This is a genomic window from Actinomycetota bacterium, assembly GCA_005888325.1.
Lineage (GTDB): Bacteria > Actinomycetota > Acidimicrobiia > Acidimicrobiales > AC-14 > AC-14.
Genome location: VAWU01000017.1, coordinates 1 through 25,927, shown reverse-complemented (window position 1 = coordinate 25,927; position 25,927 = coordinate 1). Strand labels below are relative to the sequence as shown.

23 protein-coding genes and 2 pseudogenes (1 of these 25 cut by a window edge) are annotated in these 25,927 nt (G+C 70.5%); 11 read left to right on the top strand and 14 right to left on the bottom strand.

Features of this window, described 5'->3' with window-relative positions:
- Positions 1-388 (top strand): annotated as a pseudogene (locus tag E6G06_03790) (hypothetical protein); it begins 953 nt to the left of the window's first position.
- Positions 389-393: 5 nt separating this feature from the next.
- A complete protein-coding gene (locus E6G06_03785) occupies positions 394-597 on the top strand; it encodes a hypothetical protein (GenBank protein ID TML92884.1) in 204 nt (67 codons plus the stop codon).
- Between the two features lie 6 nt (positions 598-603).
- Here E6G06_03785 and E6G06_03780 read toward each other — a convergent pair.
- The 7 genes and pseudogenes from E6G06_03780 to E6G06_03750 all read right to left on the bottom strand — a co-directional run bounded on the left by E6G06_03780 (position 604) and on the right by E6G06_03750 (position 7,245).
- Positions 604-1,348: pseudogene (locus E6G06_03780) on the bottom strand (alpha/beta hydrolase).
- Positions 1,349-1,398: 50 nt separating this feature from the next.
- Entirely contained in the window at positions 1,399-1,641 is a 243-nt protein-coding gene (locus tag E6G06_03775) for a DUF2630 family protein (GenBank protein ID TML92883.1), read from the bottom strand.
- Positions 1,642-2,004: 363 nt separating this feature from the next.
- Positions 2,005-3,411, bottom strand: coding sequence for an exo-alpha-sialidase (locus E6G06_03770; protein TML92882.1), 1,407 nt, complete (start codon positions 3,409-3,411; stop codon positions 2,005-2,007).
- A gap of 18 nt (positions 3,412-3,429) precedes the next feature.
- Positions 3,430-4,662 carry an FAD-dependent monooxygenase gene (locus tag E6G06_03765; protein TML92881.1) on the bottom strand — a complete coding sequence of 411 codons (1,233 nt, stop codon included), beginning with the start codon at positions 4,660-4,662 and terminating at the stop codon, positions 3,430-3,432.
- A 57-nt stretch (positions 4,663-4,719) separates the two neighbouring features.
- Positions 4,720-4,989 carry a DUF2277 domain-containing protein gene (locus E6G06_03760; GenBank protein ID TML92880.1) on the bottom strand — a complete coding sequence of 90 codons (270 nt, stop codon included), beginning with the start codon at positions 4,987-4,989 and terminating at the stop codon, positions 4,720-4,722.
- Positions 4,990-5,028: 39 nt separating this feature from the next.
- Positions 5,029-6,630, bottom strand: coding sequence for a pyruvate kinase (gene pyk, locus E6G06_03755; GenBank protein TML92879.1), 1,602 nt, complete (start codon positions 6,628-6,630; stop codon positions 5,029-5,031).
- A gap of 51 nt (positions 6,631-6,681) precedes the next feature.
- Entirely contained in the window at positions 6,682-7,245 is a 564-nt protein-coding gene (locus E6G06_03750) for a hypothetical protein (GenBank protein TML92878.1), read from the bottom strand.
- Positions 7,246-7,461: 216 nt separating this feature from the next.
- Here E6G06_03750 and E6G06_03745 point away from each other — a divergent pair, with 216 nt between their 5' ends.
- From E6G06_03745 to E6G06_03735, 3 genes are all read left to right on the top strand, one after another.
- The gene (locus E6G06_03745; GenBank protein ID TML92877.1) at positions 7,462-8,139 is read left to right on the top strand and encodes a LamG domain-containing protein; all 678 of its coding nucleotides are present in this window, start codon (positions 7,462-7,464) and stop codon (positions 8,137-8,139) included.
- Positions 8,140-8,358: 219 nt separating this feature from the next.
- On the top strand, positions 8,359-8,928 hold the full coding sequence (locus E6G06_03740) for an adenylate/guanylate cyclase domain-containing protein (GenBank protein TML92876.1): 570 nt from the start codon (positions 8,359-8,361) through the stop codon (positions 8,926-8,928).
- Positions 8,929-8,961: 33 nt separating this feature from the next.
- Positions 8,962-9,375, top strand: a complete 414-nt coding sequence (locus E6G06_03735; GenBank protein TML92875.1) for an ester cyclase — start codon at positions 8,962-8,964, stop codon at positions 9,373-9,375.
- Between the two features lie 29 nt (positions 9,376-9,404).
- Here E6G06_03735 and E6G06_03730 read toward each other — a convergent pair whose 3' ends face one another.
- Both E6G06_03730 and E6G06_03725 read right to left on the bottom strand, forming a co-directional pair.
- The gene (locus E6G06_03730) at positions 9,405-10,046 is read right to left on the bottom strand and encodes a TetR/AcrR family transcriptional regulator (protein ID TML92874.1); all 642 of its coding nucleotides are present in this window, start codon (positions 10,044-10,046) and stop codon (positions 9,405-9,407) included.
- On the bottom strand, positions 10,046-11,647 hold the full coding sequence (locus tag E6G06_03725; protein TML92873.1) for a DHA2 family efflux MFS transporter permease subunit: 1,602 nt from the start codon (positions 11,645-11,647) through the stop codon (positions 10,046-10,048). Before E6G06_03725 ends, E6G06_03730 begins: the two co-directional genes overlap by 1 nt.
- Before the next feature lie 308 nt (positions 11,648-11,955).
- Between E6G06_03725 and E6G06_03720 the strand changes: the two genes are divergently transcribed.
- Entirely contained in the window at positions 11,956-13,707 is a 1,752-nt protein-coding gene (locus tag E6G06_03720; GenBank protein ID TML92872.1) for a Rieske 2Fe-2S domain-containing protein, read from the top strand.
- Positions 13,708-13,712: 5 nt separating this feature from the next.
- Positions 13,713-14,555 (top strand): chromosome partitioning protein ParB, encoded by an 843-nt coding sequence (locus E6G06_03715; protein TML92871.1) that lies wholly within the window; start codon positions 13,713-13,715, stop codon positions 14,553-14,555.
- 31 nt (positions 14,556-14,586) lie between these two features.
- Here the strand turns inward: E6G06_03715 and ugpC are convergent, their stop codons facing one another.
- The 4 genes from ugpC to E6G06_03695 all read right to left on the bottom strand — a co-directional run bounded on the left by ugpC (position 14,587) and on the right by E6G06_03695 (position 18,850).
- Positions 14,587-15,804: a sn-glycerol-3-phosphate ABC transporter ATP-binding protein UgpC gene (ugpC, locus tag E6G06_03710; GenBank protein ID TML92870.1), complete on the bottom strand. Its 1,218-nt coding sequence runs from the start codon at positions 15,802-15,804 to the stop codon at positions 14,587-14,589.
- Between the two features lie 35 nt (positions 15,805-15,839).
- A complete protein-coding gene (locus tag E6G06_03705) occupies positions 15,840-16,670 on the bottom strand; it encodes a carbohydrate ABC transporter permease (protein ID TML92869.1) in 831 nt (276 codons plus the stop codon).
- A 6-nt stretch (positions 16,671-16,676) separates the two neighbouring features.
- The gene (locus tag E6G06_03700) at positions 16,677-17,477 is read right to left on the bottom strand and encodes a sugar ABC transporter permease (protein TML93036.1); all 801 of its coding nucleotides are present in this window, start codon (positions 17,475-17,477) and stop codon (positions 16,677-16,679) included.
- An 86-nt stretch (positions 17,478-17,563) separates the two neighbouring features.
- Positions 17,564-18,850 (bottom strand): ABC transporter substrate-binding protein, encoded by a 1,287-nt coding sequence (locus tag E6G06_03695; protein ID TML93035.1) that lies wholly within the window; start codon positions 18,848-18,850, stop codon positions 17,564-17,566.
- Between the two features lie 183 nt (positions 18,851-19,033).
- Here E6G06_03695 and E6G06_03690 point away from each other — a divergent pair, with 183 nt between their 5' ends.
- The 4 genes from E6G06_03690 (at position 19,034) to E6G06_03675 (ending at position 24,493) form a co-directional block, all read left to right on the top strand.
- The gene (locus E6G06_03690) at positions 19,034-19,939 is read left to right on the top strand and encodes a hypothetical protein (GenBank protein TML92868.1); all 906 of its coding nucleotides are present in this window, start codon (positions 19,034-19,036) and stop codon (positions 19,937-19,939) included.
- Positions 19,936-20,622, top strand: a complete 687-nt coding sequence (locus E6G06_03685; GenBank protein ID TML92867.1) for an ABC transporter ATP-binding protein — start codon at positions 19,936-19,938, stop codon at positions 20,620-20,622. The genes E6G06_03690 and E6G06_03685 overlap by 4 nt, the downstream gene beginning before the upstream one ends.
- Before the next feature lie 70 nt (positions 20,623-20,692).
- Positions 20,693-21,370 carry an ABC transporter ATP-binding protein gene (locus E6G06_03680; protein ID TML92866.1) on the top strand — a complete coding sequence of 226 codons (678 nt, stop codon included), beginning with the start codon at positions 20,693-20,695 and terminating at the stop codon, positions 21,368-21,370.
- The gene (locus E6G06_03675) at positions 21,371-24,493 is read left to right on the top strand and encodes an FtsX-like permease family protein (GenBank protein TML92865.1); all 3,123 of its coding nucleotides are present in this window, start codon (positions 21,371-21,373) and stop codon (positions 24,491-24,493) included.
- Between the two features lie 25 nt (positions 24,494-24,518).
- Here the strand turns inward: E6G06_03675 and E6G06_03670 are convergent, their stop codons facing one another.
- Positions 24,519-24,995, bottom strand: coding sequence for an oxidoreductase (locus E6G06_03670; GenBank protein ID TML92864.1), 477 nt, complete (start codon positions 24,993-24,995; stop codon positions 24,519-24,521).
- Positions 24,996-25,927: the final 932 nt, after the last annotated feature.

Sequence of the window (25,927 nt, the reverse complement as noted above, 5' to 3'; positions counted from 1 at the left end):
GCTCGAGCCGTCGGCGCCCCCCGCCGCGTCATCGCCGGGACCGACTGTGGGTTCGACACCTCGGCCGGCCTCGGCGACGTGGCGCCGTCGCTGGTGTGGGAGAAGCTCCGCGCCCTGCGAGCGGGCGCCGACCTGGCCACCGCGCGACTCTTCTGACGGCGGGCCCCGCCTCCGCTTCGCTTCGGCACCCGCCGCGTCCGGCGGGGACCCCAACCCCGGCGGTTCTCTGCGGATCGCAGCACCGATCCGGCCCGGCCCTGTTCTGACCGCGGGCCCGGCCTCCGCTTCGCTTCGGCACCCGCCGCGTCCGGACCCCAACCCCGCCGGTTCTCTGCAGATCGCAGCACCGATCGGCCCGGCCTCTCTCCGCACCCGAGGTCTATCGTGACCGGCGTGCCGCGATTCCGGCTCGAGTTCGCCGATGACGGGAGCGCGATCGAGCTCGACGCCGACGACTTCGACGATGACGGCGTGGAGGTGAGCCTCTACTGCTACGTGCCGCCGGGCGCTGATCCGCTGGCGGCGACGACGCAGAAGGAGGTCATCGCGTCGTTCGAGCGGACGTCGCTCGTGGGCCCGCCGCAGCAGGTGCAGTAGGCGCGCTCAGCCCGCCTTCGACCAGAACTCCTCCAGCACCGCGGCACCCCTCTCCGGGTCCTGCAGCATCCACCAATGGCCGAGGCCCGCGAGATCGGCCACCGCGGCCCCGGCCCGGCCCGCGCCCAACCGGGCCCCCTCGTCCGAGAGGAACGGGTCCTCGAACGGAATCAACACTAGCCCCGGCTTCCCGACGTCGTGAAAGTCGGGGGACCATTCCTTCCCCACGTCGACCGCCGACCGGTAGAGGGCGAGGATGCAGTCGGCCATCGTGCGGTCGACCGCGCCGGCGATGGCGACCGCGCCGTCGTGGGGGACGCCGAACATCTCGAACACGCCGGCCCGTTCCTCGACGCTTTGGGCGAGCTGCTGGTCGAAGAACTCCTCCCCCGCGCCGGGCGTCTGCCAGATCTTGGCGAACTCGTGCCACTCGAAGTCGGGATCGCCCAGGCCGGCGGCATCGGAGACCCACGAGCGCACGAGGTCGGCGCGCGTGCTGACCAACCGCACCACGAAGCCCCCTCCCCAGTCGTGGCCCACGAAGGTCGATCGGGCCCCCCGCCCGCAGCCCGCTCAGCTCCCCCACGAGCCACGTGACGTACTCCTCCTTGGTGGCGCCGAAGCCGTCGGGTCGGGCGCAACCGAAGCCAGGGAGCTGAAGGGCCACCACGTCGTCACGATGCAGACGCGACCGCACGCCATCCCACACTGCCGGTGTCTCCGGGACACCGTGAACGAACACGGCCGGCATCGCGACAACCTCCTGCTCGATGACTGACGCATGGAGCCTCGCACACGCGGTTACTGCTGGTAGCCCTCGACCGTGCCCTCGCTCCTGGTCGCCGCGTCCGAGGGGTCGAGGCCGGCGTTGCGGAGCGCCCGACGCTGCCGCAGCAGGTCCCAGCAGAGGTCGAGGCCCACCTCCACCTCGCGCAGGCGGGCGCGCTCCTCGTCGCTGAGACCACCGCCGACGTGCGCCTCGTGCAGCCGGTGCTCCTCGGCCGCCAATCGGTTGATGCGCTCGAGCAGATCCTCGTCTTCCACCGGCTGTCCTCCTTGCGATTCGTCGTCGAGCCCGATCGAGGCCCACCGCCGCGTCCGACCCCGCCCAGCCAATCGCGCCCGGCCCTGTTCCTCCAAGTCGTGCCCGGCGCCGACAATCGTTTCCCTACACCAGGACCCAGGCTCGGCGCGGTGCGTCGTCGAGGCCGTCGTGCCAAGGTGGGTCCATGTTGGGTCGGCGGCCGAAGAAGGATCAGCCAGGCGCTTGGGGCAACATCCGAGACGCCTTCCTGCGCACGCAGGAGCGCGTCATGGGCGGGCCACGGCCGATCGTGCGCAGGCGACGTTGGTGGGGTCGGAAGCCGCGATGAGGCCTCGCGCGCGACTACGGCTACGGCAGCCCCGTCACGCGCGCGTCATGAACGACCGGGCCGCGTGCGGCACGGGCGCAGCCACGACCTGATCGCCGGCGCCTGAGGCCGTACCGCCCGCGACGGCGACCCCGCCCGCGACCGTGTACATGGCCTCGTCGAGGGTGCTGTTGCTCGGTGGGTTCGCGACGGCGACCACCGGGAACGCCTTCCCCCCCGAGAACGACGTGGAGACGTAGTCACCGACCATCGGGCCCTGGTTGGTGCTCGCGAGCGAGCTGAGCGACATCGGGCCCGCGAGCTGCTGCGCCGAGCTCCATGTCGTCCCGCCGTTGGTCGAGCTGACGAACCCCACGGCGAGCTGACAGTTGGAGCTCGTGCAGCTCGCGTTCGGGTAGTAGTAGTACGCGAGCGCGAGATGGGCGGAGCTCCCCGATGTCGCCTTGTCGACGCCGAGACCGGGGATGAAGTGATCGACCGTGCTCGTCGTCGCGTCGATCGGGACACGCGTCACCGGCGACCATGAGGTGCCGTTGAGCGACGTGCTCATGACGATGTCGTTGGCCGCGCAGCCGCTGCGGAAGCGGCAGTCCGCCCATGCGACGTACACCCGGCCCGCGGCGTCGATCTCCGCGGTCGGCAGCGGATCGCTGCGCAGATTGCCGGCGACCGGATGTCGGGCAACGGTCGCGACCGTGACCGGTCCTGCGTAGCTCGCGCCACCGTTGATCGAGCGGATCGCGGCGACGGCATTTCCGGTAGTGAGGTAGGGGACGATCACCGCGCCGCCCGGCTTGACCACGGGTTGACCACCGAGACCGCTCACCGCGGGCACGGTCGCCTGCGCCCACGTCAGCCCGCCGTCGACCGACGTCGCCATGTGCAACCGATCGCCCGCGGTGACCTCGTCGTACTCCGCGTAGCAGTGCCCGTAGAACGCACTCGTCGGGGAGTTGTCGCAGACCGTCCAGCCCTTGTCGACGAACGTGCCCGTCGCGACGGTCGTCGGGGTGCTCCCCCAGTTGAGACCGTCGGTCGAGCGGCTGACCACGACCGCCCGGCCCGCAGGCGGATTGACCGAGTCCACGAGCGTGAGGGCGGCGATGAGCCACACGCCGTGGCGCGCGTCGTAGGCGACCGACGGGTCACTGGCGCGGTCGTACGGACCCGCGCCCCGGTACTTGGTGATCCCGTCGAGGAAGCCCGTCGTCCAGTGGCTTCCGCCGTCGGTCGAGGTCGCCCACCCGATGTCGGACGCGCCGCCGTCGAAGAACCGACCGGACTGGAAGGTCGCCACGACGGTCGACCCGAACGAGAACGTGTCCGGCTCGACCTGGGTGCGGTGCTGGCTCGTCGTGTTGGTGAACGGGTCGGTGCTGATCCGGAGCATGCAGCCGGAGACGAGCAGCCCGGTCGCGACGATCACTACCAGTCGACGCATGACCCGCGCCGTCGAGGATCACGCGGTCGCAAAGATCCGGTCCTTCGTCGCGTCCGAGAAGAGCTCCGCCGGCGTCACCTCGGGGCCGACGAAGACGCCGGCGCGGACCATGAACAGCTCCGGGTCGGTCATGAGCCGCTCGTCGGCCCGGCGCCGGCGCTCGAGCGCGCCCGGGACGACGTCCACGCTCAACGTCGTGACGACGTCGGCGAAGAAGCGCAGCCGGCGCATCCGCTCGTCGCGCTCCTCCACGTAACCGGCGAAGGCTGCGGGCGACCAGTCGTCTCCATCGAGCAGGGTCTCGCCGACCTGACGCACGTCGCGCATCGCGACCGAAAGCCCCTCGCCGATGAGCGGGTCGCTGTGACCGGCGGCGTCGCCGACGAGCACCACGCCGTCGATCGCGGGCTGCTCCACCCAGGTGTCGTTCATCGGGAACGCGCCGCACGGTCCCGCTGGCGTTCCCGAGGCGAAGATCTCTCCACCCGGGAACGACTTCAGTCGGAAGGCCTCGAGAAACGCTCTCTGCTTCTCCGGGCCCGCGAGCCGGTGCCGGTCGCGGACGTCGTAGAAGAGATAGAGGCGGACGCGCCCACCGCCCTGGGGGAAGGCCAGGAAGTTGCGGCCGCCTTCGCTCCCGATCACCATGTCGGACTCCGGCCACTCGTCGGCGCCATCGACCAGCATCCCCGCGCCCATCGTCCGGGGCTCGGTGGCATGGAGCTCGAAGTCGAGCCGGCGCCGCACGGTGGACTCTCGCCCGTCGGCTCCGACGACGAGCCGCGGCATCACCGACGTCGTCTGTCCGTCGAGGGCATAGGTGACGACCGGCTCTCGGCCGGGTTTCACCGTGACGTCGCTCACGCCCCGGACGAGCTCGGCGCCGGACGCGACGGCGGCGGCGTCGAACGCGTTGCAGGCCCCCGGGTGGCTGACGCCGAGCGGTCCGTCGACGCCCGGCAGCAGCGCGAGACCGACGGCACCGGCCTCCGCCTCCTCGGGCGAACGGCACTCGTCGTACGGGATGAGCCGGGCGAGGACGTTCGCCCCCGCGTCGATCAGCGTGTCGTAGAGGCCGAGGCGGTGCACCTCGGCCACGCCCCACGGGTGCATGTACTCGCCCCTCACCCGGTCCTCGTGCTCGAGCGTGCGCTCGAGCACGAGCACGCGCTTGCCGGACCGGGCGAGAACCGCGGCAAGGGCCCCTCCGGCGATGCCCGCTCCGATCACGACGACTTCGGGCTGGTCCATCACGCTCCTCGTGCGCTCAGCGACGCGAAGACGTTCGTCCGTGGCCGGCAGGCCGGATCACCGGTCGAGACCGAGCCGGGCCCGCACTGCCGGGCGCCGCAGCGGCGGCAGGCTGGCAGGCGGCTGCCGGCGCGGCGGCAGCTGCGCCAGAAGGGTGGCAGTTGTGGCTGCGATGTCGCGCACGGCGGCGTCAACTGCGGCGGCGGTGGCTTCCGACGGCTGCTGCACCCCGCTGACCTTCCGGACGTACTGTCGCGCCGCGGCCTCGACCTCCTCGGTGGTGGCGGGTGGATCGAGGCCCCGAAGCGTCGTGATGTTGCGGCACATGGGCGGAAGGTTAGGCGCAGACCGTCGCAACCCTGCGAGTCAGTGGATGCGTACGAGACGCAGTGTGTCGGTCGCAGGCTCGGGCTCGGTCGGTGAGCCGGCGAGCACGACGACGACGTCGCCCGGAGCGGCGTGACCCGCCCGCACCGCGGCCTGGACCGCGAACCACACGATGTCGTCGGTGCTCCTCGACTCGTCCACGGTGAGGGCTTCGACGCCCCAGCTCAGCGTCAGCTGCCTTGCCGTCCTCGTCGAGGGAGTGGCCGCGACGAGGGGCATGGCGGGACGGAACCGCGAGATGGCGCGGGCAGTCGCACCGGAGCGGGTGCACGCGATGATGAGCGCAGCCTCCTCCTCGATCGCTGCGCGCCAACCGGCCGCGGTTGTCGCGGCGGTGATCCCGGCAGGTGACGCTCGACCACCTGCGACCTGCTGGGTGCCCAGGTTGGCACCCCACCCCAGGTAGTCGAAATCCTGCTCCGCCCGCGCCGCGATGCGAGCCATCGTGGCGACGACGCCGACCGGGTCCGCACCGACGGCAGTCTCCGCGGAGAGCATGACGGCGCTCGTGCCGTCGAGCACCGCGTTCGCGACGTCGGTCACCTCCGCCCGCGTGGGAGTGGACGCGGTCACCATCGACTCGAGCATCTGGGTGGCGGTGATGACCGGACGTCCGTAGCGCACTCCCGTGCGGATGATGCGTTTTTGGATGTGCGGGACATCCTCGAGCGGCATCCGGACCCCGAGGTCGCCGCGTGCCACCATCACCGCGTCGGCCGCCGCCACGATGTCATCGAGGTCGGCGACCGCTTCCGGCGTCTCGATCTTGGCGACCAGCATGATCGGTGCCTTGCCCGCGGCACCCCTGACCTCGTCGATGTCGTCTGCCGACCGAACGAACGACACCGCAACCGCGTCGACGTCGTGTTGCACGAGCACCTCGAGCCGCTCCAGGTCGTCGGCCGTGGGGCTGACGACGGGGATCCGCTTGCCCGGCACCGAGATGCCCGGACGACCCTGGAGCCGGCCGCCGCTCACCACCTCGGCCGAGACGACCTCGCCAGAGCGGTCCCGCACGACGAGCGACACGCCGCCGTCACCGACCGCGACCCGGTCACCCAGCTCGAGTCTCGACAGCAACACTGCATCGGGTACGCCGATCCGACCGGCCGCGCTCACGCCGTCGCCATCGCCCGGCACGAGGCTGAGGACCGCGCCGGTCAGCACGCCGATCCCACCGTCGGGGAACGGCGAGGTGCGGATCTTCGGGCCCGGCAGGTCGGCGAGGATCCCGAGATCGGGAACCGTCGCTCGAATCCGCTGGATGCGCTCGACGGCGTCGGCCGTCGAGCCGTGCGCGAGCGGCACTCTCGCGGCATCCATCCCTGCCGCGGCCATCGCCCGCATCGTGGCGGGGGCGTCCGACGCAGGCCCGATCGTCGCCACGATCTTCGTGCGACGTCTGAGGCCGGGTTGCCCGCGGCGCGAGATCGCTCCCTGGGTCACGGTCACAGCATGCCGCCTTCGCCTCATTGACCCGCGCACTCCGTTTCCCACCAATGAGCAACGCGGCCCATGGCCCCGAGCCCGCGCGTCACCCACACTCATGACGGGGGGGCACATCGACGAGGTCCGGCGCACGCGAGCCGGGCCTTCGTCGCGTGGAGCTCGGGCCTCGGCTGCCCGCGCCTCCTACCAACGGTGGGCGACGTCGACCACGAGACGGGACTGCGAGCCCGGACCGCGCAGGACGAACACACGGAAGGGAAGCCGGGCGCGCACGCCGAGGCCCACCGTCGTGTAGCCCTCGAACGAGCCTCCGTCGGCGACCTGGCGAAACGTGCGGAAGCGGCTCACCGACACGAGGTCGGCGGGATCGCGCGGGCTGAAGGTCGGGCGGCCGTCGAGGTCGTTGGTCGGCGCGTAGAGGACGATCTGCAGGAAGGCGCCGCCCCGCAGGGGCACGGGGTCGCCGACGGCCTCGGTCGTCACCCGCGACACGTACCGGACCGCGCCTCCCGCGATCACGCCGTCGTGGTCGAACACGAGGCGATCGAAGCAGGCGTGGCGGCCGGCGCGAACGCCCACGAGCGGGCTCGGGGGAAAGCCCGGACCGCGACCGATCTGCTTCTGCAGCGATCCCCAGCGCAGACCGCAGTACGGGCGGGTGGCGGCGTCGGCCGGCAGCGCCACCACGCCCAGCGCCAGCGCGATCGAAGCGATCGCACCCACCATCGTCCACAGCTGTCGCTCCATCGTCGCCTCTCCCTTGCCCCTGGTCGGGGCTCCGTCCTGTGTCGGCGATCAGATAGACGCCCGAGTCGGGCGCCCGGTTGACGCCCGCCGTCGCCGCGCTCCTCGACCCGGGGTCGAGGGAACGACTCCCGGGCTAAATAGGGTATTTTTACTTTTTACGCACTTCGGGCGGCTAGCACCTTCTGCGCCGTCCCCCTCGAGCGCTTGGGAGCCACGATGAACACGATCTCGTACCGGACCGCACGGAGAAGGGCCGCCGTCGGTGCCGCGCTGGCATGTTCGGCGGCGTGGCTGGTGGGTGCCGCTCCGGCGAGCGCGGCGACCGGCCCGGTTGCGCTCTGGCACATGGACGAGACCTCGGGCACCGTCATGCGCGACTCCGTCGGGAGCCATAGCGGCAGCCTGCACTCCGTGCAGCTCGGGCTGGCCGGCTACCTGGGCAAGGCCTACGGGTTCACCGGCTCGAGCTACGTCTCGGTGCCGTCGGCGAGCGACCTGAACCCCGGCAGCAGGAACCTCACGGTCACGATCCACCTCAAGGCGACGAGCGTTCCCGCGAAGCCGGACTGGGACCTGATCCGCAAGGGCAAGTACGACACCCCCGGCGGCGAGTGGAAGATGGAGTACCAGCCCACCGGACAGGCGTCGTGCGGCTTCAAGGGCACGACGAGCAGCTCGCTGACCAGGGGGCCCGCGTTGAACGACGGCAAGTGGCACACGGTCCAGTGCGTCAAGACCTCGTCGACGATCAAGCTGATCGTCGACGGCCAGACGTACTCGAAGACCGTGAGCGTCGGCGCGATCAGCAACACCGCCCCGGTCGTGATCGGCGCCCATCCCGGATCCGAGTTCTTCAAGGGCGCGTTGGACGAGGCGAGCATCCAGATCGACTAGGGGCGCGTTCCCACGCGTCGCGGCCGCCCCGGACGGTCGCGCCCGTGGGACCGAGGCTATGTGAATGCGGTCACATTTGTGCAACTAGAGCTAGCAGAGCCCCCGCGACCGGGTAACGTGGGTGGCACCTCACGAATGGGAGCGTGCGATATGCGCACCGAGCCTCTCGACCCGGATGTAGCCGGCGCTCGGCGAACACGCACCGGCCGTAGAGGGCCGGTGAGCGCTCCGGGCTCCGAGCTCTGGGGTGCCCAGCCGAGCCCGACCACCCGGGTGTCCCGGAGCTTCGCGTTCGTCGACCTGTGCGGGTTCACCGACTTCGTCGACCTCTACGGCGACGACGCCGCGGTCGCCGAGCTCCGGGTCCTGCGTGCCGGCGTGCGGGAGGCCGCGGGCGCCGCCGGCGTGCGCGTGGACAAGTGGCTCGGCGACGGCGTGATGCTCGTGGGCGTGGAGCCCGAGCCCCTGGTGACGGCCGTCATCGAGCTCCAGCTCCACCATGAGACGCGAGGCCGGCTGCCCCTTCGCGGCGGCATCGCCACGGGCGCGGTGATCCTCCTCGACGGCGACGATTACGTGGGCCGGGCCGTGAACCTGGCGGCCCGCCTCTGCGAACGCGCTCAGTCCGACCAGATCCTGGCCGCGGCCGACGACGGGTTCGCGCTCCCTCCTGGTGTCCACGCCACGTCGGCCACGTCGTTCCACGTCAAGGGCTTCGTCCGCCCGGTGGCCGTGGTCGCGCTGGTTCCGTTGCGCCCGGCATCCGCGCCCGTCGCCGCGACCGAATAGCCCCGACCAGACGCTCGATCGGGAGGGATTTCGATGTCGGCAGCAGACGAAGCAGTCGTCAGTCGCTTCTACGAGCAGATGTGCAACGAGCGGAAGAACGACATCGCGCCCGAGGTGTTCGCCGCCGGGCACAAGATGCATGATCCCCAGGTGCCGGCGGGCGACGGCCCCCGGGCGATGATCGATGTCGTCTCCGCCTACCAGCAGGGCGTCGACGGCCATTGGCAGATCGAGGAGATCTTCTCGACCGGCGATCGGGTGGTGGCGCGCTGGACGGGGAGCGGCACCCACGTCGGGGACATGAACGGCATCGCGCCCACCGGAAAAAAGGTGGAGGTCGACGCCATCAGCATCCACCGCGTCCAGGACGGCAAGATCGCCGAGACCTGGCAGGTCTGGGACACGCTCGGCTTCCTCCAGCAGCTCGGTGTCGTCCCGAAGCCCTGAGCGCCTGCATCGGCTGAGCAGCTAGCTCGTTAGCCCTCCGGCGGCAGGACCAGCGCGAGGATCCGCGCCGGGAGCTCGTCCGTGAGCGCCAGACCGTACAGCGCGTGGTGCCAAACGATGGCGGGTCCCGTCTCGGCGACCAGCTCGACGTCGGTGTCCGGCGGTAGCTCGCCCCGATGGACCGCGGCGGCGATGAGGCGGCGGGTGTGGGCGCGCTTCTCGCCGATCACCGAGCGGTCGAACTCGGCGGCGAGCTCGGGATGGAGCAGTCGCTCCGCGGCGAAGGTGACGAGCACAGCGCCGTCGGCACTGCGCAGATGTTGGACCATGGCCCGCAACATGCTCGCGAGATCGGACCGCAGGTCGCCGGTGTCGGGCAGGTGGTCGTTGAGGCAGGCGCCCACGCGCACCGCCTCGACGACGAGCTGCGCCTTGCTGGCATAACGGCGGTAGATGGTCGCCTTCCCGACTCCGGCACGCGCCGCGACGCCTTCGATGCTCACGCCGGCGTAACCCTCTTCGGCAAACGTCGCGAGGGTCGCGGCGAGGATGGCCTCGTCGCGCGACGGGTCGCGGCGCCGTCCGGCCCGCGGACGCCCGTCGGCACAGCCGATTTCCGGGTTGTCGATGTCGGCGCCGTTGATGTCGGAGGTACCGCCGGTGAGCGCCATCACGCCCCACCCACGCCCACCGGAACCCGGTCGGCGTCGGCAGTGACGGGCTCGCCGTCACGCGCACGCGCCGGCAGGAACAGCGCCACGCCGACCGCGGCGAGCAGGGTGACGCAGGCCGCGGTCACGCCGACGATGTGCAGACCGCTCACGAAGCTGGCGTTGGCGGCGCGAACGATCTGGGCCGCGAAGGGCCGGATGGGCCCGCCCTGGTGCGCGGCGCCGATGGCCTGGCCCACGTTGTCCTTCACCTGCGCGAACACCTCGGGCGGCACGCTCCCCGCGAGCTTGCGGGTGATCGCGCTCGTGAAGTGGCTGGCCATGATCGATCCGAAGACGGCCACGCCGACGGCTCCGCCCATCTGGCGGGTCGTGTCGTTCACCGCAGACCCCACACCGGCCTTGGCGCGCGGCAGTGAGCCCATGATGGAGTCGGTGCACGGCGCCATGACGTTCGCCATGCCCATGCCCATGAGCATGGTGATCAGGATCACGTGCAGCACACTGCTGTTCGGTTCGAAGGTCGTGAACAGCACGAGCGACGTCGTCACGAGCAACAGCCCGGCCGCCACCACGATCTTGTTGCCGAGCCTCTGCACCCACACGTTGGACAGTGGTGCGCAGATCATGATCACCGCCGCCTGCGGCAACAGCACCGCGCCCGCCCTCACCGTCGAGTAGCCGAGCACCGACTGCAAGAACTGGGTCATGAGGAACAGCGTGCCGAAGAGGGACAGGAACACGAGCGTGATCGCGCCGCTCGCGGCACTGAAGCGCGGGTTCTCGAAGAAGGCCATGTCGAGCATCGGGTGCTCGGAGTGGAGCTCCCAGGCGAAGAACGCGCCGAGCAGCACGGCACCGATCGCGAACCCGGCGAGGATCGGAGCCGAGCTCCAACCCTTCGATGGCGCTTCGATCACCGCCCACAGGAGCGAGCCGAGCGACACGACGGACAGCAGCGCGCCGACGGGGTCGAGGCGGCCGTGTGATGGGTCGCTCGACTCGGGGACGAGCAGGTAGCCGAGCACCAACCCGGTGATCACGATCGGGACGTTGACGATGAAGACCGAGCCCCACCAGAAGTGCTCGAGGAGGAACCCACCGCTGATCGGGCCCAGCCCGAGGCCGAGCGCGGACACGCCGGCCCAGATGCCGATGGCCTTGCCGCGCTCCGCGGGGTCGGTGAACACGTTCGTGATGATCGAGAGCGTCGACGGCATGATGAACGCGCCACCGATGCCCATGGTCGCCCGGGTGAGGATGAGGAAGCCGGCCGACGGAGCGAACGCCGACAGCGTCGAGCCGACACCGAACACCGCGAGGCCGATGGTGAGGCACCGGTACCGGCCGAAGCGGTCTCCGAGGCTCCCGGCCGTGAGGAGCAGGCCCGCGAACACGAGCGTGTAGGCGTCGACGATCCACTGCAGCTGGCTGGCCGTGGCGCCCAGGCCGCCCTGCGCCGTCGGGTGCGCCAGCGTGGGGATGGCGACGTTGAGGATCGTGTTGTCGAGGATGATCACGATCAGGCTGATGCAGAGCACCAGCAGGGTCAGCCACCGGCGTCGGTGGGCCACGGCCGGGTCTCGCAGCGCCTCTCGCATGGGGACGCTTGCTATCCGGTCTCGGATCGAAACGCAACCGTCTCGTATCTCAGCGGCCCCCGTCGCGGCCCTCCGGCCGGGTTCAGACCGAGATCGGGAGCCAGGTGCCGTGAAAGCCGAACGGCACCCGCTGCGGGAGCGCGACGCTGGTGTTCGCCGCGCTGGGCACAGGCGACACCTCTGGCGGTTGGTCTTGGCGGGGCTGTTCGCCGAGGCGAGGTGCAGCCTGGTCGGTGCGCCACCCAACGGTTGCGATAGGAGAGAGCCCGCCCGTCGCGCGGAGTTAGCCTCGTAACAGGGAGGTCGCGGTGGTCGATCGCATCACGGTGGGGACGCTCGACGAGTTGCAGCAGGCGGGATGCCTCACCGGGAAGGCCGGTGCGCAGCCGATCTGTGTCTTCTGGAGCGAGGGCGCGGCCTTCGCGCTCGACGATCGGTGTCCGCACATGGGCTTTCCGCTCCACCGTGGCACCGTCGAAAGCGGTCTGCTGACGTGCCACTGGCACAACGCCCGCTTCGACCTGAGCTCGGGGGGAACGCTCGACCCGTGGGCCGACGACGTCCGCGCCTATCCGGTCGAGGTCGACGACGGCAGGGTCACGGTCGTGGTCGAGCCCGATCGCGACCGCACCGGTCACCTCCTGCATCGGCTCGAGGAAGGACTCGAGCAGGGCATCACCCTCGTCATCGCCAAAGCCGTGCTCGGGCTGCTCGACGCGGGCGTGCCCGCGCGCGACATCGTGCGGTCCGGCGTCGACTTCGGCACCCGCTACCGCGCCGCGGGGTGGGGCGCGGGCCTCACCGTGCTCACCGCGATGGCCAACGTGCTCCCCCACCTGGAGCCGGCCGACCAGGGCCTCGCGCTGGTGCAGGGGCTCGCGTTCGTCTCGCGCGACACTCGCGGCCGACCGCCCCGGTTCCCGTTGCTGCCGCTCGGCGGCGCGCTTCCCGCCGACCGGCTGGACGCGTGGTACCGACGCTTCGTCGAGACCCGGTCGGGCGACGCGGCCGAGCGCACCCTGGCTTCGGCCATCCTCGGCGTCGACGCCCTCGTCGTTGCGAACGTCATGTTCTCAGCAGTCACCGACCACGTCTTCATCGACGGTGGCCACACCCTCGACTTCACCAACAAGGCCTTCGAGGTGCTCGATCATCTCGGTTGGGACATGGCCCCGGACGTGCTGCCGACGCTGGTCGCGCAAACCGCCGCGGCGACCCGTAGCGAGGAGCAGGGCGCGTGGCGGTACCCGCATGATCTCGCCGGCATGATCAGGCGGGCGACCGCCGCGCTGGACGACCGATCGGCCGCGGGGGCTCGGAACGTCACCTTCGACCACGACCGCGGCGTCGCCGAGCTGGCCTGGGCGATCCTGGCCGAGGACCCGGCCGAGATCGTCGCCGCCATCGACGACGCGGTCTCGGCCGGCGCCGAACCGGAGGAGCTCGGCCGCGCGGTCGCGTACGCCGCCGCATTGAGGATCACGCGCTTCCACACGCAGAACGACCACGGCGACTGGGACGAGGTGCACCACGCCTTCACGGCCGCGAACGCGCTGCACCAGGCGATCGTGCGCGCGCCGACGGCGGGGCTGCTGCGCGCCGTCTACCACGGCGCCCTTCGCATCTACGTCGACCGCTTCCTGAACGTCCCCGCCGCCCGGCTGCCCGCTGACTCCCCGGGGGAAGCCGACAGCCCCACCGACGACCCCACGGACAACCTTGCCGCCCTCCAGCCCTGTTGGGACCGGGAAGGGAGGGTCGACGAAGCGGGCACGATCGTCTACCGCCACCTCGCACGCGGTGGCGACCCTGCCGCGGCCATCGCCGCGCTGGGGCGCGCGCTGCTGACGGAGGACGCCGAGTTCCACTGGTTCCAGACCTACGAGGCTGCGGTGCGCCAGTTCCACGCGTGGCCGCCCGGGTCGCAGGAGGGCTCGCTGATCCTCGCCGGGATGGCGCGGTTCCTTGCCGCGCACACGCCGACCCGGCGGGAGCTGTCCCAGGTGGTGCGCATCGCCACCCGCCTGCGGCGGGGAGAGGCTCTCTTCGAGGAGGCGTAGCGGGCGTGCCTCGTGAGACGGGCTTTCCGCGCTCCGATGTCGAGAACGACTTCCTGCGCGTCCGCCGACGTCAGGTGCTGGCGCGGCTGGCGCAGCGGCTGCGACGCGGGCCCGACGACGTCAACCTCATCCTTCCGTTCAGCGACGTGGTTGGCGCGCTCGGCGTCGAGGGCGAACGCGCCCTGGGCCTCAAGACCATCAGGCTGAGCACGGTCGTCGGCACGGTCGACTCCCGCCGCGACTTTGACCGCCGGTTCCGGCCGACGTCAGCTCGCGTCCGCGAACGGTGGGAGCGGCTCGCGCTCGCGCAACGGCGGGGCGCGCCGATCCCTCCCATCGACGTCTACCGGGTGGGTGAGCTGCACTTCGTGCGCGATGGTCACCACCGCGTGTCGATCGCGCTGGCGACCGGCCAGACCACGATCGACGCCTACGTCACGGAGGTGCGCACGACGCTGCCCGCCAAAGGCATACGCGGGCGCGGCGACCTCCTGTTCAAGAGCTACGAGCGGATGTTCCTGTCGCGCGTCCCGCTGTCCGCGCAGGCGCAGGCCAAGATCACGGTCTCCGACCCCTGGTCGTACGCGGAGCTGGGCGAGGCGGTCGAGGCCTGGGGGTTCCGGTGCATGCAGCACGAGCAGCGCTTCTTCGATCGCGCCGAGATCGCACGACGTTGGTATGCCGAGGAGTACACGCCGGTGGTCCGCATGTTGCGCGAAGCCGAGCTGCTGGGCGCGAGCAGCGAGGCGGAGGCGTACCTACGGGTCACCCGGGAGCGGTACCGGCTCATCCGCACGCACGACTGGAGTGACGACGTCATCCGCAGGCTGCGCGAGCAGAGCCGTTGAGATGCAGGGCAATTGAGAAGCAGAGCTGTTCCTAGATCGGCGACGTCGCGGCGGTCGTGGTCCCGCGTTCGGGTCGCCGGGTGAGGTTCTCACCGGTGCTCGGGTCGAAGACGTGGATCGCACGCGTGTCCGCCCACATCTTGGCGTTCTCGCCCTCGCGGATCCTCGTCTCGGCGTCGAGGCGGGCAACAATCTGGTCGGTGTCGGAGCCGGTGTCGGCCCGACCCGAGTCGCGGGCCAGCTCCTCGAGCTCCGCGCTCTGCGCGGGCCCACCCTCGAGGGTGAAGTACGCGAAGACGTCGGACCCCATCGACTCGAGCACGTCGACGGACACCGAGAAGGTGACGCCGTGCACCTGGACGTCGGCGGGCACGAGCGCGGCGTCCTCGAAGCTCTCCGGGCGCACGCCGAGGATCACGTCGCGGTCCCCCGCGCGCTGCTCGAGCGCCCGCCGCATCTCGTCGCCCAGCTCGATGTCGCCGAGCTTGGTGCGCAGCTTGCCCTGCTCGAGCCTCGCGGGCATGAAGTTCATGGCCGGAGAGCCGATGAAGCCGGCGACGAAGAGGTTGGCGGGATCGTTGTACAGCTCCTGCGGCGGCCCCACCTGCTGGAGAACCCCGCTGCGCATGACCGCCACCCGATCGCCGAGGGTCATGGCCTCCGTCTGGTCGTGGGTGACGTAGACGGTCGTGGTGGCCAGCCGCTTCTGCAGGCGTGACACCTCGGTCCGCATCTGCACGCGCAGCTTGGCGTCGAGGTTCGACAGCGGCTCGTCCATGAGGAACGCCTGCGGGTCGCGCACGATGGCCCGGCCCATCGCCACGCGCTGACGCTGACCACCGGAGAGGTTGGCCGGCTTGCGGTCGAGGTGCTGGGTGAGGTCGAGGACGCGAGCGGCCTCGTCGACCTTCTGGTCGATGACGGCCTGTGGCGTCTTGGCCAGCTTGAGCGCGAACGCCATGTTCTCCCGCACCGTCATGTGCGGGTAGAGGGCGTAGCTCTGGAAGACCATGGCGATGTCGCGGTCCTTCGGCGCGATGTTGTTGACGAGCTTCCCACCGATGCGGAGCTCTCCCTCGGAGATGTCCTCCAGGCCGGCGATCATGTTCAGCGTCGTGGACTTCCCGCAGCCGGACGGCCCGACGAGGATGACGAACTCCCCGTCCGCGATCTCGAGGTCGACCTTGTCGACCGCGAGCGCCCCATCGGGATAACGCTTGGTCACCTTCTCCAAGACGATGTCGGCCACAGCAGCGCCCCTTCTTTCTTTGTTTGAGAGTCCGGCTAACCCTTCACCGCACCCGACGTGAGCCCGGCGACGATGCGTCGTTGGAAGAACAGCACGAAGACGATGATCGGGATGGTGATGACCACGGCGGCCGCCGCGATCGACCCGGTCGGCGCGGTGAACTGCGAGCTGCCGCTGAAGAAACCGATGGCGGCCGGCACGGTGCGGGCCCGCGTGGTCGAGGTCAGCGAGATGGCGAAGAGGAAGTCGTTCCAGCAGAGGATGAACACCAGGATGGCAGTGGTGAACATGCCGGGCGCGGCCAGCGGCGCGATCACCTTGGTGAAGGCCTGGAACGGCGTGGCGCCGTCCATCTTCGCGGCCTTTTCCAGCTCCCAGGGGATCTCACGGAAGAACGCCGACAACGTGTAGATGGCGAGCGGCAACCCGAAGGTGATGTAGGGGATGATGAGACCGGGCCAGGTGTTGAACAGCCGCAGCGTCCGCTCGATGTTGAACAACGGCGTGACGAGCGAGATCGCCGGGAACATCGCGATGAGCAGCGACATGCCGATGAGCGCGCTCTTGCCGGGAAAGTCCAGCCGGGCGACCGCGTATGCGGCCATCGAGGCGAACACGACCGCGATGAACGTCGAGATGAGCGCGATGCCGATCGAGTTGACGAGCGCCCGGGTGAACTCGGATGTGCGGAAGATGCCCCGGTAGTTCTCGAACGTCCACCGCTTGGGCCAGAACGTCGCGCTGGTGATCGTCGCCGGGTCCTTGAACGACAGCGAGACGATCCACAGGAGCGGAATGAGCGCCAACACGATGATGAGGGCGTTCGCCGACCCCCAACCCACTCGCTGCTTGGCCGTGGCTGCCATCGGCCCTCAGCTCCTCCCCGGCGCCGCGGCGCCGAATCCCTTGATGAACAGGAAAGCGATGATCGCGACGGAGATGAAGATGAGCACCGAGATCGCCGACCCGATGCCGAGGTTGAGGGCGGAGAAGAGGTTGTCGTAGCCGAGGATCGACACCGAGCCGGTGTTGTGGCCGCCGCTCGTCAGCACGAAGATGTTGTCGAAGATCCGGAAGGCGTCGAGGGTCCTGAAGAGCAGCGCGACGAGGATCGCCGGCTTCATGAGGGGGAGGGTGACGCGAACAAACCGCTGCCAGGCGGTCGCGCCGTCGACCTTCGCCGCCTTCTGCAGGTCCTCCGGCACGAGCGCGAGGCCGGCCATGAGCAGCAGCGCCATGAACGGCGTCGTCTTCCACACCTCGGCCAGGATGATGACGGCGATGGCCTGTAGCTGATGGGTGAGCGGCGCGCTCTCGCTGAACAGGGCGGACAGGTAGCCGGTGCTCGGCGTCCACGCGTACTGCCAGCTGAACGCGGCGACGACTGTGACGATCCCGTAGGGGATGAGGATCGAGGTGCGGACGGTGCCCCGACCGAAGATCGTGCGGTGCATCACGACCGCGAGGGCCATCCCGAGGACGAGCTCGATGGCGACCGAGATCAGGGTGATGACCAACGTGACGACGAACGCGTCCCACCAGTACGGCGAGGACAGCACGGCCGCGTAATTCGACAGCCCGATGAACTTGGCCTGCGACGGAAAGCGCAGGTCGTAGCGCTGCAATGACAGGTAGATCGCGTAGACGATCGGATAGCCGGTGACGGCGACCATGATCGTGAACGCCGGCGCACACAGGAGCCACCCCAGGCGCCGCTCGGCTCGGGCTCCCTCTGAGAGCTGGGTGTGGGCGCCGACACTCACGGGATGAGCCCCTTCGACACGAGCGCGTCCTTCAGCTGGCTGGCCATCTTCTTCTCCGTGCTCTGCGGTTTGATGCTGGCGGGCGGCGACACCGCGTGCGAGATGACGATCGAGAGGTTCTGGTACGCGGGCGTCAGCGGTCGCACCGCGGCAGTGGCGAGCGAAGCCTGGATGTCCTTGCGGAACGGGTAGTCCGCCTGCAGCGAGGGGTCGTCGTACAGGTCGGAGATCGACGGCGGGACACCGCCCTTGACCGCGCCGACCTTCTGATTCGCGCGGTTCCGGAGGCAGAGCGCCGCCTGAAAGGCTTCGTCCGGGTGGCTCGAGTACTTGCTGACCGCCAGGTTGATGCCGCCGATGGTGACGTGAGCGGGTTGTCCGGCGATGACCGCCGGATACGGCGCCCACCTGAAGTTCTTGAACAGGCGCGGCTGGTTCGATTTCATCGACGGGTACACGAACGGGTAGTTGAGCTCGAAGGCGGCCGTCCCGCTCTCCATTGCCAACCGGTTGTCGTTCTCCATTTGGACGGACAACGACGGGTCCGCGGCCTGCGAGGTGGCCAGGCGCTGCATGACCGTCAGCGCCTTGACGGCCGGCGGGCCGAGCGAGGCGCGCTTGCCGTCCGCGGTGAGCACGCTCCCGCCCGCGCTCGCGAGCAGCGTGTTGAACCACACGGTGATGCCTTCGTACTGGTTGCCCTGTATCTCGATGTAGTGCGGCTTGCCCTGCTTGGCGAGGGCGATCGACATGTCGATCATCTCGTCCCATGTCGCCGGTGGCGTCGGCACCAGGTCGGAGCGGTACCACAGCAGCTGCGTGTTGCTGTTGTACGGGGCGCCGTAGAGCTTGCCCTTGTAGCTCGCCGTCTCGAGGGGGCCCTTGAGCGTGCCCTCCATCGCCTGCGCCTTGTTGGCGCCCGTCCATTCCCGGATCCAGCCCGCCCCGGCGAACTCGGGCGCCCACGTCACGTCGAGGCCGAGCACGTCCATCGCGCTATCCCGCGCCGCCAGCCGCCGAACCATCTGCTGGCGCTGACCGTCGGCGCCGGTGGGGAGCTTCTGGTACTTGATGACGTAGCGGCCGCCGCTGCTCTTGGTGCAGGTGTCCACCGCCTGCTGCACCGCCCCGGAGTTGTCGGGATAGATGTAGAAGTTGATGGTCGGCCGCGTGCCTGCGCCGGCCTCGCCTCCGCACGCAGCGAGCAGTTGCCCCCCCAGCAGCAGCGCGGCCAACAGGGCGGCACCGCGAGCGCCGGGCTGCTCGTCCCGTCCGGTGGGCATCGCAGCCGTGCGCATGAGCCCTCCTCCCCGAGAGCCAAGAGCGTTGCCTTCTTCCCCCCACAAGGGCCGGAACCAATCATCGGGGGCGGAACGGGGATCATCAAGAGTCAATCAGACCGATCGCGAGTCCGGCACAGCCGGTTCTCAGCGCCCGTTCAAGTTACGGCTGCGAGACTGTCCCGCGTGTTCGACACCGACGGCAGACGCGCCCTCCTTGCGGCGGCGACGGTCGCCGCGCTCTGCTCGGGGGCGCTCGCGGCGTGCAGCGGCGACAAGGCCGCGAAGAAGCCGGCATCCGCCCCCGCGTCCGGGCTCGACTCACGGTCCACGTCCGTACCGACCACATCCGCTCCGACGACCGCGGTCGATCCCGGGCGCGGGTCGGGGGTGAAGAGCACGAACAAGTGGTTCCCGCTCACACCCGGGCACCAGTTGGTCAGCCAGGGATTCGTGAACCGCGGCCACCGGCGGCTTCCGCATCGCCGCGTCTACACCGTCACCGACGTCGTCAAGGAGATCGACGGGACACGCGCGGTGCTCGTCCTCGACCAGGACTTCGACGGCGGGGAGGTCGCGGAGCAGGCCATCGACTACGTGGCCGAGGACGCGCGGGGGAACGTGCTGTATCTCGGCTCGTACACCGAGAGCTACGAAGGCGGCCAGTTCGTGAACGCCACCGACGCCTGGCTGACCGGCGTGAACGGGGGCGCGAAGGGGATCCTGATGCCGGCGAACCCGACGACGGGGACGCCGAGCTTCACCGAGGCGAAGGTGCCGGGGGAGGGCACCGCCACCGCCGAGGTCGTGAAGACCGGTCAGCGGACGTGCGTTCCCTTCACGTGCTACACCGACGTGCTCGTCATCCGGGAGGGCTCGGAGAACAAGTACTTCGCGCCGGGCGTCGGTGGTATCAAGACCGAGCCCCGCTCGGGCGATGAGCAGGAGACCGAGGAGCTGATCAACGTGACGGAGCTCAGTCCGCAGGGCCTGGCCGAGATCAGCGCCGAGGCCCTGAGGATCGACCGGCACGCGGGAACCGAGGCGAAGGACGTTTTCGGCGGCTCCGCGGCCGCGACGCGGTCGACCTGAGCGTTCGAGCCCCGACGGTGGTGGCCCTGGTGCGGGTGGACGAGGTCTCGAAGACCTATCGAGAGGGCCCGGCCGTCACGCGTGTGCTCCACGGCGCGAGCCTGGAGCTCGCGCGGGGCGAGACGACGAGCCTCGTCGGCGCGTCGGGCAGCGGGAAGTCGACGCTGCTCGGCCTGATCGCGGGCCTGATGGTCCCCGAATCGGGTCGCGTCGTCTTCGACGGGCAGGACATCACCGAGCTCGACGACACCGATCGCGCCCGGCTCCGCGCCGGGCGCATCGGGATCATGCTCCAGAGCGACAACCTGATCCCCTTCCTCACCGCGGCGGAGAACGTGGAGCTCGCGGTCGAGCTCGGAGGCGGCGGGCGGGCCGGGGCCCGGGCGAGGGACGTCCTGTCGGAGCTCGGCCTCGCCGACCGGCTCCACCATCTGCCGCGCCGCCTGTCGGGCGGCGAGGCGCAGCGCGTCTCCGTGGCGGTGGCCCTCGCGAACGATCCGGACCTGCTTCTCGCGGACGAGGTGACCGGCGAGCTCGACTCTGCGAACGCGGAGCAGGTCATGGAGGTCATCTCTCACGCGTCGCGGGATCGGGGCCTGACCGTGTTGTTCGTGACCCACAGCCGCGACCTGGCCGCCCGCGCCGCCCACCGGTTGCGTCTCGAGAACGGCTGTGTCTCTTGAGCGGCTGTGTCTCTTGAACGGCTGTGGCTCTTGAACGGCTGTGTCTCTTGACGAGTCACGTCGGGCCCGTGTGACGCGCGCCCTAGGACTCACCCTCGATGCGGTCGTCAAGCACTACACGACGCCCGCCGGTGTCGTCCGCGCGGTCGACGGGATCTGGCTCGACGTGGAGGCCGGCACCAGCCTCGCCATCACCGGTCCGAGTGGTTGCGGGAAGTCGACCCTGCTCGGCCTGATCGGTGGCCTCGAGCCTCCGACCGCCGGCCGCGTGCTGATCGGCGGACAGGAGGTCTCGCGCATGCCGGGTGACCAGCGGGCCCGCCTGCGCCGGGCCGAGCTCGGGCTCGTCTTCCAATCCGACAACCTGCTGCCCTTCCTCACCGCGGTCGAGAACGTCGGCCTACAGCTCGCCCTGCACGGCTCCGATCCCGAGGGGTACGCGCGCGGCCTCGAGCTGCTCGCCGAGCTGGGCCTCGGGGACGAGCGCGACAAGCTCCCCGACCAGCTCTCCGGCGGACAGCGTCAGCGGGTCGCGGTCGCGCGTGCCCTCGTCCACCGGCCGCGCCTGATCCTCGCGGACGAGCCCACGGGTGAGCTGGACGAGGTCAACTCCGGGGCCGTTCTCGATCTTCTGCTGGGCGCACAGCGTGGAGCCGGGACGACGTTGGTCGTCGTCACCCACGACGCCGCGGTGGCCCGGCGGCTCGACCGGACCCTCATCCTTCGTGACGGCCGGTTCGTCGAGTAGATGCTCCGCTACGTCTGGCGCGAGCTGGTTCGCAACCCGCGGCGCACGCTTGCGTCGCTGGTGGGCGTCGCGCTCGGCGTCGGGCTCTTCTCCGGCGTCCTCTTCTTCGTCGACGGCTCGAGCGCGACGATGACCGCGCGGGCGATCTCCCCCCTCGCCCTCGACATGCAGGTGGTGCTCACCTCCCCGCTCGGTCGGGGCCTCCGGTTCGAGGAGCGCGTGTCCGCGCCGGGCGCGCTCCGTCCGGGGCAGGACGTCACGTTCACGCTCACCGTCGTCAACGATGGCGCCGAACCTGCGAACGACGTCGTCGTGAACGACGAGCCGCCGCCGCCTCTCTCCTACGTGCACGACACGACGACGTCGAACGACGCGGCGCTTCCCGACCGGTCCGGGCAGATCCCCCTGGCCCAGGGTCTGGCACGCTCCGGTCTGAACGTCGGAACGCTCCTCCCCCAGCAGCGGATCACGCTCACCTACGTCGCCCGAGCGACGCGGAGCGTGAGCCGGGTCGGCGCGCTCGCCCTGCGAGGCAGGGTCTCGAGCCGCGAGAACGTGGTGCCCATCCCGCCCAACGCCCCCGCGCAACTGACGCTGGAGCAACTCCGCGCCCGCGTTGCCCGGATCCCGGGCGTCGCCGCGGCCGACGCGCTGTCGTTCGTCGACCTCCCGCCCGGCTCGCTTCGTGCCGGCGGCGCAACTGCCGGCGATGCCGTGCGGGTCTTCGGCTTCGACGCGCGTTACCAGGCCCACCATCCCTCGATCCGGGTAGCCGTCGGGTCCTTCGCGCCGGGAGCCGCGCTGTTGAGCGCGGAGGCCTCCCGCGCGCTCGCCGCCCCGCCCGGCGCGACAGTCGGGTTGAGCGTCCCCGGCGATCCCGACCCGCTCGCGCTGCCCGTCAGCGGTGTCGTCGACCTGGCCCGGGCGAACCCGCTCTTCTCCAGCCGCAAGTCGAGCAAGCTCGAGGACTTCCTCTACGTCCCCGACGCGATCATCGTCAGCCCTTCGACGTTCCGGAGCCGGGTCGTCCCCGCCTTCCGGGCCGCGAGCGCGGCGCGCGGGAGCCTGGTGAGGAACGTCCCGGTGTCGGAGGTCGACGTGCTCGTCGACCGGTCGCGCCTCCACGCCGACCCCGCGCGTGCCTTGGCACAGACCAAGTCGATCGCCCGGTCCGTCGGTCGCCTCGCCCCGGGGCAGCAGTACCTCATCGACAACATCTCGAACACGCTGGAGGTGGCACGGGACGACGCAGTGGTGGGCAAGCGGATGTTCGTCTTCCTGGGGCTGCCCGGCGTCGTCCTCGCCGCGTTCCTCGCCGCGTACGCCGGCAGCATCCTCGCGAGCACCCAGCGGCGCGAGCAGGCGAACCTGCGCGTCCGTGGCGCGCACCGTGGTCACCTGCTGCGCATGCTCGCCTATCGGACGGTTGCGTTCGCCAGCGTCGGGTCGGTCATCGGGGCGGGGCTCGGCTTCGTGTCGGTGATGGCGATCCTCGGCCGGGGCCCGTTGACCGAAGCATCCGGCACCGACCTCGCGGCGTCCGGGCTCGTCGCCGTCGCCACCGGGATGATCACCACCGCGATCGCGTTGTACGTCCCCGGTCGTCGATCGCTTCGGCGCGACGTCATCACACAGCGCCGGGAGATTACGGCCGATCCCGCGCCGGCCTGGCGGCGTTGGCGGCTCGACCTCCTCCTCTTGGCGGCGGCCGGCATCGCGGAAGGCATCGCGCTGCGCTCCGGAGCCTTCGACGCTCCCACCTCGTCGGTCTCAGCGGGCGAGCCCGCGTCACTGCCGTCGCGTCTCCTGCTCGCGCCGATCGTCGCCTGGCTGGGGGGGACGCTGCTCTCGGTTCGCGTGGTCCAGGCGATCGCGTCGCGGCTCCCGGTGCCCGCACCTCCCCGCTTCGGTCCGTTGATCCGCGGGATCCTGACGCGCGGCCTGCGCAGGCGGACCTGGACGCTAACCACCGGCGTCGTCGGGGTGAGTCTGGTCGTCGCCTTCGGCATGAGCATCGCGATGTTCGCCGCCGGCTACGACGACGCGAAGGTCGCCGACTCCAGGTTCGTCGTCGGCTCCGATCTTCGCGTCACGCCGAGCGTCCTCAGCCCTCGGGATCACCCGGCGAGCTTCGCGTCCGAGCTGCGGGTCGCGGGCGTGTCCGCGGTGACGCCGCTGGTGTTCAAGCTCGAGAACTCGGTGCTGTTCGGCCGTTTCAACCAGGATCGCAAGGACATGGCGGCGATTGACCCCGCGAGCTTCGGGCGGGTTGCCGCGCTCTCCGACTCGTTCTTCGTCGACCAGTCGGCCACGGCCGCGATGGCCGCGCTCCGGGCAGATCGCGAGGGTCTGCTCGTCGACTCGCAGACGGCCGACGAGCTGTCGGTCGCGCCAGGAGACCGCGTCGAGGTGCTTCTCGCCCGGGGGACGAAGAACCAGACGCTGCGGAAGTTCCATGTCGTCGGGCGCTTCGACCGCTTCCCCGGGTTCCCACAGGGCACGAACCTCGTCGCCAACCTCGCGTACTACCGGGCGGCGACGACCTCGACCCGCGCCGACTTCTTCCTCGCCCGTACCGCGGATCACAGCCACGCGGGCCTGGCGCGGGCGGTCGCGGCGCTGCAGTCGGGCCCGGGCAAGGGCGACCCCATCACCGTCGAGTCCACCGCGACTGCGCTGGACAAGGACCAGTCGAGCCTGACGGCCCTCAACGTGCACGGCCTGGTCGACCTCGATTCGCTCTACACGCTGCTCATGAGCGCGGCGTGCATGACGACGTTCGTGTTCGGGCTGATGCTGCAGCGCCGCCGGGAGTACGTCACCCTGCTCGCGCAGGGCATGGAAGCCCGGCAGCTGCGGGCGCTCGTGCTCGGAGAGGCGGCGCTCGTCGCGCTCTGCGGGCTGGCGACGGGCGTGCTCGTCGGCACCGTCATGGCCCACCTGCTCGTGCACGTCCTGCGGCCGCTCTTCTTCCTCGACCCGCACGTGACGTTCGCGACCGTCACGACCGCGCGAGTCGCGCGGCTGGTCGTCCTGCCGCCGGCGGCGGCGCTGGCGGCCGCGCTCGCCGCCACCGGCATGCTGAACCGGATGCGACCGACGGAGTTGTTGCGCGAGCTGTAGCCGTTGCGCGCCCACGCCTCGGGCCCTACGCGCGGTAAGGCGGAGCCACACCCCATCCCCACCGCGGCACGGGCGCATGTTCGACCACGTCGGCATCCGGCCCGGAGTTGTGCAGGGCGAGCCGTGTGCCCCACTCGACGTAGGCGACGAACGCGGACCGAAACTCGGGGTCGTCCGGCAACCCCGCGTCATCGGCGGCCAGGCTCATCAGCGAGGCGAAGCGGAACCGCTGCTCGCCGGTGATGCGCAGCCCGCGGTGCCTGCCGAGCATCCGCTCGTAGCCGCCCAGCTCCTCGGTGTAGGTGGGCGGCCCGCCGAAGACCTCGCACCACCACGCCGTGACGTTGCTGCGGTGCTCCTCCCCCACCCCTCCCGGAAACAACGCCGAGAGCAGCTCGTCGGCCTCGACGCGGTCGTAGAACGCGTCGATCAAGCGCCGGAACGCGTCCCTCCCACTGGCCCACTCGTACAACGTCGGCGGCGACCCTCGGGCGTCTGACATGGGAAGTCCGAAGCTACCGGAACCCTCGACTCGGTTCTCGCGATCGATCAACGTCGGCCCGCACGTCGTGTGCATCACCCGACGAGCCTCTCGATGCGCGCGATCGCGGCGTCACAGATGCGCGCCTGTCGTTCCGCGACCGTGCCCGTGTCGTCGGGTGGTCGCAGTGCCCGCCCCGGTCGCGGCGGTGGTCGCGGGTCGACGTCGCTGCCGTCGGGCTTGAGCCAGCGCCAGTGCCCGGGGCCGCCCTCCAGCCGGTAGCTTGGTGACGCGCGTCGCGCTCCAGGGCTCGACGTGGTCGATCTCGAGCCCCACCCGCACGTGACAGCCCGGCACCACACACTTGGGGTCGCGCACCTCCAGCGCGCTGCGCTGGTGGGCGGTGGGCCGCCGCCCCAAGTGCGCCACCGTGGAGACATCCACCCCGTCGCTCACGACGGCGGTCACGGAGGCGTCGTCCAGCATCGAGCGCACGACCTTCACCGGCACCGGGCGCACGCACGCCACCTCGCAACGCTCACCCGGTTCTGCCGTTCCTCGCACGAGCGCGGCGTGGTCGATCACCACGTGCACCGTGTTGCGCGGCCCTGCCCCGCCGCGCCCGGGTCCGTCATCCGCCCGGTAGGTGTCGAAGCCCTCCCGCCGGCCCTCGGCCCGGGCCTCACGGAACGCCTCGGCCTCGAAGGGCTCGAGCGCGACCAACAGCTCGGCCAGCACCTCGGGGGTGAAGCGCCCGTCGAGGCGCCCCGCGCCGTCGGGGTCGTTCCAATGACGCAACGAGCGCGAGGCGTGGATGGCGCGGTGGCGGGCCAGCTCGTCGGGCGCGGCGGCGGCCTTGACCCGCCGGCACGTGTCCTTCAGGCCGGCCACACCGTCGTTCCGCGCCACGTCCACCAGCTCGGCTCCGGCGTCCGCGTCGGACCCGGCGGCCG

What these genes read in the sequence shown, in the direction of transcription:
- E6G06_03670 (TML92864.1), bottom strand. Translation starts at nt 24,995, where the DNA reads ATGTCAGACGCCCGAGGGTCGCCGCCGACGTTGTACGAGTGGGCCAGT.
- E6G06_03705 (TML92869.1), bottom strand. Translation starts at nt 16,670, where the DNA reads ATGGCAGCCACGGCCAAGCAGCGAGTGGGTTGGGGGTCGGCGAACGCC.
- E6G06_03725 (TML92873.1), bottom strand. Translation starts at nt 11,647, where the DNA reads ATGCGAGAGGCGCTGCGAGACCCGGCCGTGGCCCACCGACGCCGGTGG.
- E6G06_03700 (TML93036.1), bottom strand. Translation starts at nt 17,477, where the DNA reads ATGGTCGCCGTCACCGGCTATCCGATCGTCTACGCGATCTACCTGTCA.
- E6G06_03695 (TML93035.1), bottom strand. Translation starts at nt 18,850, where the DNA reads ATGCCCACCGGACGGGACGAGCAGCCCGGCGCTCGCGGTGCCGCCCTG.
- E6G06_03730 (TML92874.1), bottom strand. Translation starts at nt 10,046, where the DNA reads ATGGCGCTCACCGGCGGTACCTCCGACATCAACGGCGCCGACATCGAC.
- E6G06_03770 (TML92882.1), bottom strand. Translation starts at nt 3,411, where the DNA reads ATGCGTCGACTGGTAGTGATCGTCGCGACCGGGCTGCTCGTCTCCGGC.
- E6G06_03760 (TML92880.1), bottom strand. Translation starts at nt 4,989, where the DNA reads ATGTGCCGCAACATCACGACGCTTCGGGGCCTCGATCCACCCGCCACC.
- E6G06_03675 (TML92865.1), top strand. Translation starts at nt 21,371, where the DNA reads ATGCTCCGCTACGTCTGGCGCGAGCTGGTTCGCAACCCGCGGCGCACG.
- E6G06_03735 (TML92875.1), top strand. Translation starts at nt 8,962, where the DNA reads ATGTCGGCAGCAGACGAAGCAGTCGTCAGTCGCTTCTACGAGCAGATG.
- E6G06_03745 (TML92877.1), top strand. Translation starts at nt 7,462, where the DNA reads ATGAACACGATCTCGTACCGGACCGCACGGAGAAGGGCCGCCGTCGGT.
- E6G06_03765 (TML92881.1), bottom strand. Translation starts at nt 4,662, where the DNA reads ATGGACCAGCCCGAAGTCGTCGTGATCGGAGCGGGCATCGCCGGAGGG.
- E6G06_03750 (TML92878.1), bottom strand. Translation starts at nt 7,245, where the DNA reads ATGGAGCGACAGCTGTGGACGATGGTGGGTGCGATCGCTTCGATCGCG.